This is a genomic window from Streptomyces sp. NPDC047515 (assembly GCF_040643055.1).
GTDB lineage: Bacteria > Actinomycetota > Actinomycetes > Streptomycetales > Streptomycetaceae > Streptomyces.
Genome location: NZ_JBEYTM010000034.1, coordinates 42,149 through 55,118, shown reverse-complemented (window position 1 = coordinate 55,118; position 12,970 = coordinate 42,149). Strand labels below are relative to the sequence as shown.

Here is a 12,970-nt window from a genome sequence, read left to right as displayed (position 1 = left end):
GTCATGTCCGACCGGCCGGGACCACACAGCACCGATCCGCTGTCCTGCGCGGACCGCGACGCCTCAGTCACGCTACGCTCACAAGGAATCCCACTCACACACACGTCCTCCAGCACTTCACGGCAGAACGGCTCAAGGCACCACATGCCCCAGCACACCTCCGGGTCTGACCGCGCGGCAGTACCACCGGCTGCGCGTGGCACTGTGCGCCCCACCGCCCCCTCCTCGCTCGACGAGTTGTGGCGTTCATACAAGTCCACGGGCGACGAGCGGCTGCGGGAGCAGTTGATCCTGCACTACTCGCCGTTGGTCAAGTACGTCGCGGGCCGGGTGAGCGTGGGCCTGCCCTCCAACGTCGAGCAGGCGGACTTTGTCTCCTCGGGGGTGTTCGGACTGATCGACGCGATCGAGAAGTTCGACATCGAGCGCGCGATCAAGTTCGAGACGTACGCGATCACCCGCATCCGGGGCGCGATGATCGACGAACTCCGTGCGCTGGACTGGATTCCGCGCTCGGTGCGCCAGAAGGCGCGGGCCGTGGAGCGTGCCTATGCCACGCTGGAGGCCCAGCTGCGGCGCACCCCTTCCGAGCCGGAGGTGGCTGCGGAGATGGGCATCGCGCTGGAGGAACTGCACGCGGTTTTCAGCCAGTTGTCGCTGGCGAACGTGGTGGCGCTGGAGGAACTGCTGCATGTCGGCGGCGAGGGCGGCGACCGGCTGAGCCTGATGGACACGCTGGAGGACACCGCCGCCGACGATCCGGTGGAGGTCGCCGAGGACCGTGAGCTCAGACGGCTGCTCGCCCGAGCGATCAACACGCTTCCGGAGCGCGAGAAGACGGTCGTCACGCTCTACTACTACGAGGGCCTCACGCTCGCCGAGATCGGCAATGTCCTCGGAGTCACCGAGAGCCGCGTCAGCCAGATCCACACCAAATCGGTGCTGCAACTGCGCGCGAAACTGGCCGACGCCGGGCGCTGAGAGCTTGTCGGGCGGCCTCTGATCGGGCGGCCACGTCCTGGCACGCACTCCCCCAAGGCCTTGAGGGCCAGGGGGGACCCCCTCCCGCGTTGCCGAAATGCCCTGGTAGCTCCATCCCCGAGCTCTCAGCTTCGTTCGAGCAGGGGAGACCCCGTCCGAGGACATCCCGGCGCCTTGGAATCGCACGCACCAGACCCGCGTCCGCTGCCCGATCGAAGGCCGCCCGACAGGCGCTGAGGCCGCGGGCGCCCGACGCGGGCCCGGTCCGCTTCGGCCACCGATCGGAGCCGTAGGCACTCTCCCGAACACGGGTCGCCGTAGAGTGGACGCGTGCCCAGGATTCGAGCGGCCTCGGTGGCCGAGCACCGGACCATGCAGCGCGGCGCCCTCCTGGACGCCGCCCGCTCCCTGCTGTCCGAGGGTGGTACGGAGGCGCTGACCTTCCCCGCCCTCGCCGAACGCACGGGCCTCGCCCGGTCCTCCGTCTACGAATACTTCCGCTCCCGGGCGGCCGTCGTCGAAGAGCTCTGCGCCGTCGACTTCCCCGTCTGGGCGGCCGAGGTCGAGAACGCGATGGAGCAGGCCACCACACCCGAGGGCAAGGTCGAGGCCTACGTGCGCCGACAGCTCGACCTCGTCGGGGACCGCCGCCACCGGGCGGTCGTCGCGATCTCGGCGAGCGAACTGGACGCGGGCGCACGCGAGAAGATCAGGGCCGCGCACGGCGGGCTGATCGCCATGATCGTCGAGGCGCTCGGCGACCTCGGCCATGAACAGCCGAGGCTGGCGGCGATGCTGCTGCAGGGCTCGGTGGACGCCGCCGTCCGGCGTATCGAACTCGGCGTGGCGGAGGAGCCGGCCGTGATCGCGGACACCGCCGTGGCCATGATTCTGCGTGGCGTGCGGGGCGGACAGGGCTGACGTCGGCGACGTCGGCGCCCTGTCGCGGCGACGGGCAGCACGCCGGAGGCGGCGAGTCCGCCCCCGGCCCCCTCGGCGGAGGGCCGGGGCTCCGGTACGCCGAACACCGGTAGCAGCCGGGACGGCCCCCGCCGCAGCAGCGCGGGCGGCAGCAGCGAGAGCGGATCCAGATACGTGGCACCGCGCCGCAGCCCCCAGTGCAGACAGCCCGACGCGCAGTGGAAGGAGCCCGCCTCCACAATCGCCACGACCTGTCCCGCCGTCACCTGCTCGTCCTTCGCGACCAGCGCGCGCACCGGCTCGTACGTGGTCCGCAGCGGTGGATCGCCGGTCCCGGCCACTTCGATCGCCAGCACCCCGCGCCCCGCCACACGACCTGCGAACGAGACCCGCCCCGAGGCTGCGGCGAGCACCTGCGTGCCGGGCCCCGCGGCGAGATCGACCCCGCGGTGGCCCCGCCCGTAGGTGTCGGCCGGCGGCTCCCACCCTCGTACGACCGCGGGCCGCCCGGCGAGCGGCCACGATCGCGCACCGTCCGGCCGGGGGACCGGTGCGGGCGTGGGAACGGGTGCGGGAGCAGGCGTCGGCGGAGGCGCTTCGGCCGCCACGACCCGCGTGCCGCACAGCACCGCGAGAAGGGCGGCCACCATGAGCACGGCCGCTGCGGCCGCGCGGAAACGGAGTCCGTGCCCGGAGCGGGGCACGGTCGGATCGGTTGTGCATCGCATGGCAGAACCGTCCCGCGCCGCACGGAATCGCGCGGATCATGGACCGGATCTGTGGACTACCGACCGGTTGTGGACAGTGCCGTCACCCGGCACCCGACCTGTCCCGTACACTTCCTATGGCGATCCGGGTCACCGGGTCGACTTCGCACGCCCCGCCACCTCCCTCTCCGCGGACGGTGGCCGCGCTCCTCGGTCCCTCGTGGCACGGCGCGTCGGGGCGTCAGGCGCGACAGCAATCCTGCGGTCGCGACAACCGAGCACCTCAAGGAGTACGGCCATGGCCGTCGTCACGATGCGGGAGCTGCTGGAAAGCGGCGTCCACTTCGGTCACCAGACCCGTCGCTGGAACCCGAAGATGAAGCGCTTCATCTTCACCGAGCGCAACGGCATCTACATCATCGACCTGCTCCAGTCGCTGTCGTACATCGACCGCGCCTACGAGTTCGTCAAGGAGACCGTCGCCCACGGCGGTTCCATCATGTTCGTCGGTACCAAGAAGCAGGCCCAGGAGGCCATCGCCGAGCAGGCGACGCGCGTCGGCATGCCGTACGTCAACCAGCGTTGGCTCGGTGGCATGCTCACCAACTTCTCCACCGTCTACAAGCGCCTTCAGCGTCTGAAGGAGCTTGAGCTCATCGACTTCGAGGACGTGGCCGCCTCCGGCCTCACCAAGAAGGAGCTCCTGGTTCTCTCCCGCGAGAAGGCCAAGCTGGAGAAGACCCTCGGTGGTATCCGCGAGATGCAGAAGGTGCCGAGCGCCGTCTGGATCGTCGACACCAAGAAGGAGCACATCGCCGTCGGTGAGGCGCGCAAGCTCCGCATCCCGGTCGTCGCGATCCTCGACACCAACTGCGACCCCGACGAGGTCGACTACAAGATTCCGGGCAACGACGACGCGATCCGCTCCGTCACCCTGCTCACCCGCGTGATCGCCGACGCCGTCGCCGAGGGCCTCATCGCCCGTTCCGGTGCCGCCACCGGTGACTCGAAGCCGGGCGAGAAGGCCGCCGGTGAGCCGCTCGCCGAGTGGGAGCGCGACCTGCTCGAGGGCGACAAGAAGGCCGACGCCGAGGTGCAGTCCTCCGCCGAGACCGAGAAGGCCGCGAACGCCGAGGCCCCGGCCGCGGACGCCGAGAAGCCGGCCGAGGTCGCTGCCGAGGCCCCGGCCGCGGACGACGAGAAGTCGGCCGAGGTCGCTGCCGAGGCCCCGGCCGCGGACGCCGAGCAGGCCTGACATCCGTCACGGCTGATGACGGCGGGGGCCGGTGCCACAAGCACCGCCCCCGCCGTTCACCCGTAGATCTTTCAGACTTCGAGAGAGAAACACAGACTCATGGCGAACTACACCGCCGCTGACGTCAAGAAGCTCCGCGAGCTGACCGGCGCCGGCATGATGGACTGCAAGAAGGCGCTCGACGAGGCCGACGGCAACGTCGACAAGGCCGTCGAGGAGCTCCGTATCAAGGGTCAGAAGGGCGTCGCCAAGCGCGAGGGCCGTTCTGCCGAGAACGGTGCCGTCGTCTCCCTCATCTCCGAGGACAAGACCTCCGGCGTTCTGCTCGAGCTGAAGTGCGAGACGGACTTCGTCGCCAAGGGCGAGAAGTTCCAGACCGTCGCCAACACGCTCGCCGCCCACGTCGCCGCGACCTCGCCGGCCGACCTGGCCGCGCTGCTCGCCTCCGAGATCGAGGCCGGCAAGACCGTCCAGGCGTACGTCGACGAGGCCAACGCCAACCTTGGCGAGAAGATCGTTCTGGACCGCTTCGCGCAGTTCACCGGTGGTTACGTGGCTGCGTACATGCACCGTACGATGCCCGACCTCCCGCCGCAGGTCGGTGTTCTGGTCGACCTCGACAAGGGGACCGCCTCGGACGAGGCAGTTGCAGCGGTGGCCAAGGACGTCGCGCAGCACATCGCCGCCTTCGCCCCGAAGTACCTCAACCGTGACGAGGTCCCGGCCGAGACGGTCGAGAACGAGCGTCGTGTCGCCGAGGCCACCTCTCGCGAGGAGGGCAAGCCCGAGGCCGCCCTTCCGAAGATCGTCGAGGGTCGCGTCAACGGCTTCTTCAAGGAGGTCGTCGTCCTGGAGCAGGCGTTCGCCAAGGATAACAAGAAGTCCGTTCAGAAGGTTCTGGACGAGGCCGGTGTCACCCTGAAGCGCTTCTCGCGCATCAAGGTCGGCATCTGAGTCCGTCCGCGAACAACGGTGGACCCCGATAGGGTCTAGTGCAGTCGTCGGCCGCACACATGCCGTACGACCGCAGATCTGACGAGGAGGCCATTGCCGCAGGGGAACACCAGACCCACCGGCAATGGCCTTCTTCGTATGTGTACGAGGAGAATCTCCATGAACAAGGGCGCGGACGCCGCAAAAGGTGACCACAAGCGCGACGACGGCAAGGTGCCCGGACGCTTCATGCTGAAGCTGTCCGGAGAGGCGTTCGCCGGCGGCGGGGGTCTCGGTGTCGACCCCGACGTCGTGCACGCCATCGCCCGGGAAATCGCGGCAGTCGTCCGCGACGGTGCGGAAATCGCGGTCGTCATCGGCGGCGGCAACTTCTTCCGTGGTGCCGAGCTCCAGCAGCGCGGCATGGACAGGGCCCGGTCCGACTACATGGGCATGCTCGGCACGGTCATGAACTGCCTGGCGCTCCAGGACTTCCTGGAGAAGGAAGGCATCGACTCCCGCGTCCAGACCGCCATCACCATGGGGCAGGTCGCGGAGCCGTACATCCCGCTGCGCGCCGTGCGCCACCTGGAGAAGGGCCGCGTCGTCATCTTCGGCGCCGGCATGGGGATGCCGTACTTCTCCACCGACACCACTGCCGCCCAGCGCGCCCTGGAGATCGACGCCCAGGGGCTGCTGATGGGCAAGAACGGGGTGGACGGGGTCTACGACTCCGACCCGAAGACCAACCCCGACGCGGTGAAGTTCGACGCGCTCGAGTACAGCGAGGTGCTCGCCCGCGATCTCAAGATCGCCGACGCCACCGCCATCACGCTCTGCCGCGACAACCAGCTGCCGATCCTCGTGTTCGAGCTGACCGCGACGGGCAATATCGCCCGTGCGGTCAAGGGTGAGAAGATCGGCACGCTCGTGAGTGACCAGGGCACCCGGACCTGAGAACCGGGGGACCTTCCCGGGAAGCGACGGGAGGGTCCGGGGCCTGCGGGGTACACCCCGGTACAGGTCCCGAAGGATGGACAACGGCCTGCCGGTCGGACACCGTGCAGGTGAGGACGCGACGCAGGACCCGCCGGGCCCGAGCAGCCGGGCCCACTCAAGACACGCAGGAGCACGTGGTGATCGAAGAAACCCTCCTTGAGGCCGAGGAGAAGATGGAGAAGGCCGTCGTCGTGGCGAAAGAGGACTTCGCCGCGATCCGTACCGGCCGTGCGCACCCGGCGATGTTCAACAAGATCGTCGCCGACTACTACGGCGCGCTGACCCCGATCAACCAGCTCGCCTCGTTCTCGGTGCCCGAGCCGCGCATGGCCGTCGTGACGCCGTTCGACAAGAGCGCGCTGCGCAACATCGAGCAGGCCATCCGTGACTCGGACCTGGGCGTCAACCCGAGCAACGACGGCAATATCATCCGGGTGAGCTTCCCGGAGCTGACCGAGGAGCGCCGCCGCGACTACATCAAGGTCGCGAAGGGCAAGGCCGAGGACTCCAAGATCTCCATCCGGGCCGTGCGCCGCAAGGCCAAGGAGGCGCTGGACAAGCTGGTCAAGGACAAGGAGTCCGGCGAGGACGAGGTGCGTCGCGCGGAGAAGGAGCTCGACGACACCACCGCGAAGTACGTCGCACAGGTCGACGAGCTGCTCAAGCACAAGGAAGCCGAGCTGCTCGAAGTCTGATGAACGACTCTTCCCGGGGCGCCCCGCAGGGAGCCGGTCGCTGGGGTGCGCCCGAGATGCAGGCGGCTCCGGCGGGTCCTGCATACGATGTACATGACGCCCAGCAGACTCGGCCCATGCCCATCGTGCCGGACGCTCCCGACGCAGGTAGAGACGCTGACGACCGTGATGACCGGGACCAGGGGGCCGCACGCCTGAGCGGCGGCCCCCTGTTTCGTGACGAGAAGCCGCAGGAGCCCATGTCCACCGCGCCACCACCCCCGCAGAAGAAGCGTGCGGGTCGCGATCTGCGAGCCGCCATAGGGGTCGGTGTGGGGCTCGGCGCCGTAATCGTCGCCTCGCTGTTCATCGTGAAGGCCGTCTTCGTCGGTGTGATCGCCGTCGCCGTCGTCGTGGGGCTCTGGGAGCTCACCTCGCGGCTGGAGGAGCGCAAGGGCATCAGGGCGCCGCTCGTTCCACTCGCGGTCGGCGGCGCGGCGATGGTCGTGGCCGGATACGCCCGGGGCGCCGAGGGCGCCTGGGTGGCGGTGGCACTGACCGCGCTCGCGGTGCTCGTCTGGCGGATGACCGAGCCGCCGGAGGGTTACCTCAAGGACGTCACGGCCGGCGTGTTCGCCGCGTTCTACGTACCGTTCCTGGCGACCTTCGTCGCGATGCTCCTGACCGCGGACGACGGGCCGCAGCGGGTGCTCACCTTCCTGCTGCTGACCGTGGTCAGCGACACAGGCGCGTACGCCGTCGGCTGGCGCTTCGGGAAGCACAAGCTCGCGCCGCGCATCAGCCCCGGAAAGACCCGCGAGGGCCTGTTCGGGGCCGTCGCCTTCGCGATGGTCGCCGGCGCGCTGTGCATGCAGTTCCTGATCGACGGCGGTTCCTGGTGGCAGGGACTGCTGCTGGGGCTCGCGGTCGCGGTCAGCGCCACCCTCGGTGACCTGGGCGAGTCGATGATCAAGCGGGACCTCGGCATCAAGGACATGGGCACGCTGCTGCCGGGGCACGGCGGCATCATGGACCGGCTGGACTCGCTGCTGCCGACCGCCCCGGTGGTCTGGCTGCTGCTGGTGCTGTTCGTGGGTTCCGGCTGATTCGCGAGAGCCACCGTCCTGACCTGGGCATTTACGAGTGAGGGTCCGTCGTCCACAGGGCGGCGGGCCCTCATCGTTCTGTCTGCGACACTGGATGAACCATGCCTAAGCCCGGAGAACTCACTTTCGTCGCGCCCCGCGGAGCCAAGAAGCCGCCGCGGCACCTCGCCGACCTCACGCCCGCCGAGCGCAAGGAAGCGGTCGCCGCGATCGGCGAGAAGCCGTTCCGCGCGCAGCAGCTCTCGCAGCACTACTTCGCGCGGTACGCGCACGATCCGGCCGAGTGGACCAACATCCCGGCCGGTTCGCGGGACAAGCTCGCCGAGGCGATGTTCCCCGACCTGATGTCCGTGGTCCGCCACATCAGCTGTGACGACGACACCACCCGTAAGACGCTGTGGAAGCTGCACGACGGGACGCTCGTCGAGTCCGTCCTGATGCGCTACCCGGAGCGGGTGACGATGTGCATCTCGTCCCAGGCGGGATGCGGGATGAACTGCCCGTTCTGCGCGACGGGACAGGCCGGTCTCGACCGAAATCTGTCGACCGCCGAGATCGTCCACCAGATCGTGGACGGCATGCGGGCCCTGCGCGACGGGGAGGTCCCCGGAGGCCCGGCCCGGCTCTCCAACATCGTCTTCATGGGCATGGGCGAGCCGCTCGCCAATTACAACCGGGTGGTCGGCGCGATCCGTCGGCTGACCGACCCGGAGCCGGACGGCCTCGGGCTCTCGCAGCGCGGGATCACCGTCTCCACCGTGGGTCTGGTGCCCGCGATGCTGCGCTTCGCCGACGAGGGTTTCAAGTGCCGCCTCGCCGTTTCCCTGCACGCGCCGGACGACGAACTGCGCGACACGCTCGTCCCCGTGAACACGCGGTGGAAGGTGCGCGAGGTGCTGGACGCGGCGTGGGAGTACGCGGAGAAGTCCGGCCGCCGCGTTTCCATCGAGTACGCGCTGATCCGGGACATCAACGACCAGGCCTGGCGCGGTGACCTGCTCGGCAGGCTCCTCAAGGGCAAGCGGGTGCACGTCAATCTGATCCCGTTGAACCCGACGCCCGGTTCCAAGTGGACCGCCTCGCGGCCCGAGGACGAGAAGGCCTTCGTCGAGGCGATCGCGAGCCACGGGGTGCCGGTGACGGTGCGGGACACCCGCGGCCAGGAGATCGACGGAGCCTGCGGACAGCTGGCGGCGGCCGAGCGCTGAGGCCGGGACGGCCCGTGTAACCTGGGCCTGAAATCAACTTCATATTCCGACAGGGGAGCGCCACAGCGCTGAGAGTGCGGCACCGAGGACAGGTCGGCCGCAGACCCTCTGAACCTCGCCCGGGTCATTCCGGGTAGGAAGTTCGGTCATCAACTCATGCTGTTGCGCCCTGCCCGCATTGCGCGGGCGGGGCCGCGTCTCTTCCTGGCCAAAACCCAGGAGGAATCCACCATGCGCACCACGCGCAGAACCAAGCAGTTCGCGGCGACCGCTGCCGCCGCCGCGCTCGGCGTCACGGCACTGGCCGGATGCGGGAGTTCCGACAAGTCGGCCTCCGGTTCCGGGGGCACGAAGGGCTCCGGCTCGAAGACCGTGACGCTCGTCAGCCATGACTCCTTCAACGCCTCTCCGGACGTGCTCAAGGAGTTCACCGAGAAGACCGGCTACACCGTCAAGGTGCTCAAGAGCGGCGACGCGGGTGTCGCGCTCAACCAGGAGATCCTGACCAAGGGTTCCCCGCGCGGCGACGTGTTCTTCGGCGTCGACAACACCCTGCTCTCCCGTGCCCTGGACAGCGGGCTCTTCACGCCGTACGAGGCGAAGGGCATCGACCAGGTGGCGGCCGACACCCGGCTGGACGCCGCCAAGCACCGGGTCACCCCGATCGACACCGGCGACATCTGCGTCAACTACGACAAGAAGTACTTCGCCGACAAGAAGCTGGCGCCGCCGCGGTCCTTCGACGACCTGGCGAAGCCCGCGTACAAGAACCTCCTCGTCACCGAGAACGCCGCGACCTCCTCGCCCGGCCTCGGCTTCCTCCTCGGCACCGTCGCCACCTACGGCGACAAGGGCTACCAGGACTACTGGAAGAAGCTGAAGAGCAACGGCGTCAAGGTCGTCGACAGCTGGGAGCAGGCCTACAACGAGGAGTTCTCCGGCTCCGCGGGCGGCCGGAAGGCCAAGGCCGACCGGCCGCTGGTCGTCTCGTACGCCTCCAGCCCGCCCGTCGAGGTGCTCTACGCGAAGCCGCAGCCGGCCGAGGCCCCCACCGGCGTCGCCACCGGGACCTGCTTCCGCCAGATCGAGTTCGCCGGCCTGCTGGACGGTGCGAAGAACGAGGCGGGCGGCAAGGCCCTGCTGGACTTCCTGATCAGCAAGAGGTTCCAGGAGGACATGCCGCTCAACATGTTCGTGAACCCGGTCGTCAAGAGCGCGAAACTGCCGGAGCTCTTCATGAAGTTCGGCGCGACGGTCGACAGGCCGACGACGGTCGCCCCCGATCGGATCTCCAAGAACCGTGAGCAGTGGGTCCAGTCGTGGTCCTCGCTCGTAGTGAAGTAGCGAAGACTCCCGTACGCGGATCGGACGCGGGCGGGAAGGATGCGCCCGAGGAGGACGTGCGGCGGCCGCGAGGCGAGGAGCCGCGCGGCTCCTCGGGGCGCGTGGACTCGGTGCGCGCGAAGGCGTGGCGCGGGAGCGCGGTACGGCTCGGCCTGATGGCCGTGCCCGTCGCGTTCTTCGCGCTGTTCTTCGCCTACCCCGTCACCGCCATCGTCGGCCGCGGGCTGAAGGCGGACGGGGTCTGGCAGTTCGGCCGGATCGGCGAGGTGCTGACCCGGCCGGACATCCGTGACGTCCTCTGGTTCACCACCTGGCAGGCGCTCGCCTCGACCGCGCTGACCCTGCTGATCGCGCTGCCCGGCGCCTACGTCTTCGCCCGTTTCGACTTCCCCGGCAAACAGCTGCTGCGGGCGGTCGTCACCGTTCCGTTCGTCCTGCCCACCGTCGTCGTGGGGACGGCCTTCCTGGCGCTGCTCGGACGCGGTGGGTTCCTCGACCAGCTCTGGGGCGTACGGCTCGACACCACCGTCTGGGCGATTCTGCTCGCCCATGTCTTCTTCAACTACGCGGTGGTCGTACGGACCGTGGGCGGATTGTGGTCACAGCTCGACCCGCGACAGGAGGAGGCCGCCCGGGTGCTGGGCGCCGGACGGTTTGCCGCCTGGCGGCGGGTCACCCTGCCTGCCCTGGCACCCGCCGTGGCCGCCGCCGCGCTGATGGTCTTCCTCTTCACCTTCACCTCCTTCGGGGTCGTGCAGATCCTCGGCGGGCCGGGGTACGCCACGCTGGAGGTGGAGATCTACCGGCAGACCGCCCAGTTGCTCGCCCTGCCGACGGCCGCCGTACTGACGCTGGTGCAGTTCGCCGCCGTCGGCGCGATCCTCGCCGTGCACGCGTGGACGGTACGGCGCAGGGAGACCGCGCTGAGGCTGGTCGACCCGGCACAGACCGCCCGCAGGCCGAGCGGTGCCGGGCAGTGGGCGCTCCTCGGCGGGGTGCTGCTGACCGTGCTGCTGCTGGTACTGCTGCCGCTCGGGGTACTGGTGGAACGCTCGCTGGACACTCCGGGGGGTCGTGGCCTGGACTACTACCGTGCCCTGCGGTCCGCGGACGCGGGCGGCGGTACGTTCCTGGTCGCACCGCTCGAAGCGATCGGGAACTCACTGCAGTACGCACTGGTCGCGACGGTCATCGCGCTGGTCGTCGGCGGGCTCGCCGCCGCGGCGCTGACCCGGCGGGCCGGGCGGCTCGTCCGCGGCTTCGACGCGTTGCTGATGCTGCCGCTCGGGGTCTCCGCGGTCACCGTGGGCTTCGGTTTTCTGATCACGCTGGACAAGCCGCCGCTGGACCTGCGGACTTCATGGATCCTGGTGCCGCTGGCCCAGGCACTGGTCGGTGTGCCCTTCGTCGTACGGACGATGCTGCCGGTCCTGCGGGCGGTGGACGGCCGGCTGCGGGAGGCGGCGGCGGTGCTCGGGGCGTCCCCGCTGCGGGCCTGGCGGGAGGTCGATCTGCCGTTGGTGCGGCGGGCGTTGCTGGTTGCGGCCGGCTTCGCGTTCGCCGTCTCGCTCGGTGAGTTCGGCGCGACGGTGTTCATCGCACGGCCCGACCGCCCGACGCTGCCGGTCGCGGTGGCCCGGCTGCTGGGGCGCGCCGGGGAGCTCAACTACGGCCAGGCGATGGCCCTGAGCACCATTCTGATGGTGGTCTGCGCTGCCTCGCTGCTGCTGCTCGAACGTATCCGTACCGACCGATCCGGGGAGTTCTAGGGATGCTGACACTGGAATCGGCCACGGTTCGCTTCGGTGAGCGGGCGGCTCTCGACAGGGTGGACCTCGATGTCGCCGAGCACGAGATCGTGTGTGTGCTGGGGCCGAGCGGCAGCGGCAAGTCGACCCTGCTGCGGGTGGTCGCCGGACTGTGTCCGCCGGACGGCGGCCGGGTGCTGCTGGACGGCTCGGACCAGGCCGGGGTGCCGGTGCACCGGCGCGGTCTCGGCCTGATGTTCCAGGACCACCAGCTGTTCCCGCACCGGGACGTCGGTGCGAATGTCGCCTTCGGGCTGCGGATGCGCGGGGTCTCGCGACGGGACCAGGAGCTCAGGGTCGGCGAACTCCTCGGTCTGGTGGGCCTGCCCGGCGCGGAACGCCGGGCCGTCGCCGCGCTGTCCGGCGGTGAGCAGCAGCGAGTGGCCCTCGCGCGGGCCCTCGCCCCGCGGCCGAAACTGCTGATGCTGGACGAGCCGCTCGGCCAGCTCGACCGAGGCCTGCGCGAGCGGCTCGTCGTCGAACTGCGGACGCTCTTCGGGCGGTTGGGTACGACGGTGCTCGCCGTCACGCATGACCAGGGCGAGGCGTTCGCCCTGGCCGACCGGGTGGTGGTGATGCGCGAAGGGCGGATCGCGCAGGTCGGCACCCCGCTGGAGGTCTGGCAGCGGCCGACGTCCGCCTTCGTCGCCCGGTTCCTCGGTTTCGACAACGTGGTGGAGGCGACGGTGTCCGGTACGGCCGCCGACACGGTGTGGGGCAGGATCCCGGTGACCGAGGGCTCGCCGCAGGGGGCGTGCGACCTGCTGGTGCGCCCCGCCGGGGTCCGGATCGGCGCCCCGGACGAAGGGCTGCGCTGCACGGTGGGGACGCGTACGTTCCGGGGCAACCATGTCGCCGTGCGGCTGACGCCGCCGGGCGGTCCGGTCCTGGAGGCGGAGTGTGCGCTGAGGGACGCGCCCGAGGAGGGCGCGACGGTGGGGGTCGGCTTCGACGCGGCGGAGACCGTCGTCCTGCCCGCCGTACTCTGACCGGTCGCGCTGCCGACGCAGGCCGTGGCCGCGTTCACTGGACCG

11 protein-coding genes, 1 pseudogene and 1 riboswitch are annotated in these 12,970 nt (G+C 69.7%); of the genes and pseudogenes, 11 read left to right on the top strand and 1 reads right to left on the bottom strand.

The features are described 5' to 3' along the window. Nucleotides 1–144: 144 nt before the first annotated feature. Both whiG and ABZ826_RS25375 read left to right on the top strand, forming a co-directional pair. Nucleotides 145–981, top strand: a complete 837-nt coding sequence (whiG, locus tag ABZ826_RS25380) for an RNA polymerase sigma factor WhiG (RefSeq protein WP_361452546.1) — start codon at nt 145–147, stop codon at nt 979–981. A gap of 354 nt (nt 982–1,335) precedes the next feature. Beyond that, nucleotides 1,336–1,902, top strand: coding sequence for a helix-turn-helix domain-containing protein (locus ABZ826_RS25375; RefSeq protein ID WP_361452626.1), 567 nt, complete (start codon nt 1,336–1,338; stop codon nt 1,900–1,902). Nucleotides 1,903–1,988: 86 nt separating this feature from the next. Here ABZ826_RS25375 and ABZ826_RS25370 read toward each other — a convergent pair. Continuing rightward, nucleotides 1,989–2,630 (bottom strand): annotated as a pseudogene (locus tag ABZ826_RS25370) (M23 family metallopeptidase); the annotation flags it as partial. Nucleotides 2,631–2,907: 277 nt separating this feature from the next. Here ABZ826_RS25370 and rpsB point away from each other — a divergent pair. The 9 genes from rpsB to ABZ826_RS25325 all read left to right on the top strand — a co-directional run bounded on the left by rpsB (nt 2,908) and on the right by ABZ826_RS25325 (nt 12,925). Continuing rightward, entirely contained in the window at nt 2,908–3,864 is a 957-nt protein-coding gene (gene rpsB / locus ABZ826_RS25365; RefSeq protein WP_361452543.1) for a 30S ribosomal protein S2, read from the top strand. Between the two features lie 99 nt (nt 3,865–3,963). Continuing rightward, nucleotides 3,964–4,818 carry a translation elongation factor Ts gene (gene tsf / locus ABZ826_RS25360; RefSeq protein ID WP_361452540.1) on the top strand — a complete coding sequence of 285 codons (855 nt, stop codon included), beginning with the start codon at nt 3,964–3,966 and terminating at the stop codon, nt 4,816–4,818. 159 nt (nt 4,819–4,977) lie between these two features. Beyond that, nucleotides 4,978–5,754 carry a UMP kinase gene (gene pyrH / locus ABZ826_RS25355; RefSeq protein ID WP_351083131.1) on the top strand — a complete coding sequence of 259 codons (777 nt, stop codon included), beginning with the start codon at nt 4,978–4,980 and terminating at the stop codon, nt 5,752–5,754. Nucleotides 5,755–5,933: 179 nt separating this feature from the next. Then, entirely contained in the window at nt 5,934–6,491 is a 558-nt protein-coding gene (gene frr / locus ABZ826_RS25350; RefSeq protein WP_361452536.1) for a ribosome recycling factor, read from the top strand. After that, nucleotides 6,491–7,576, top strand: a complete 1,086-nt coding sequence (locus ABZ826_RS25345) for a phosphatidate cytidylyltransferase (RefSeq protein WP_361452533.1) — start codon at nt 6,491–6,493, stop codon at nt 7,574–7,576. Before frr ends, ABZ826_RS25345 begins: the two co-directional genes overlap by 1 nt. A 101-nt stretch (nt 7,577–7,677) precedes the next feature. Beyond that, nucleotides 7,678–8,784, top strand: coding sequence for a 23S rRNA (adenine(2503)-C(2))-methyltransferase RlmN (rlmN, locus tag ABZ826_RS25340; protein ID WP_361452530.1), 1,107 nt, complete (start codon nt 7,678–7,680; stop codon nt 8,782–8,784). A 41-nt stretch (nt 8,785–8,825) separates the two neighbouring features. Next, nucleotides 8,826–8,942: riboswitch (TPP riboswitch) on the top strand. A 73-nt stretch (nt 8,943–9,015) separates the two neighbouring features. Next, a complete protein-coding gene (locus ABZ826_RS25335; RefSeq protein WP_361452527.1) occupies nt 9,016–10,128 on the top strand; it encodes a thiamine ABC transporter substrate-binding protein in 1,113 nt (370 codons plus the stop codon). A 155-nt stretch (nt 10,129–10,283) separates the two neighbouring features. Next, nucleotides 10,284–11,897: an iron ABC transporter permease gene (locus ABZ826_RS25330; protein ID WP_361452623.1), complete on the top strand. Its 1,614-nt coding sequence runs from the start codon at nt 10,284–10,286 to the stop codon at nt 11,895–11,897. Nucleotides 11,898–11,899: 2 nt separating this feature from the next. Beyond that, nucleotides 11,900–12,925: an ABC transporter ATP-binding protein gene (locus tag ABZ826_RS25325; protein WP_361452524.1), complete on the top strand. Its 1,026-nt coding sequence runs from the start codon at nt 11,900–11,902 to the stop codon at nt 12,923–12,925. Nucleotides 12,926–12,970: the final 45 nt, after the last annotated feature.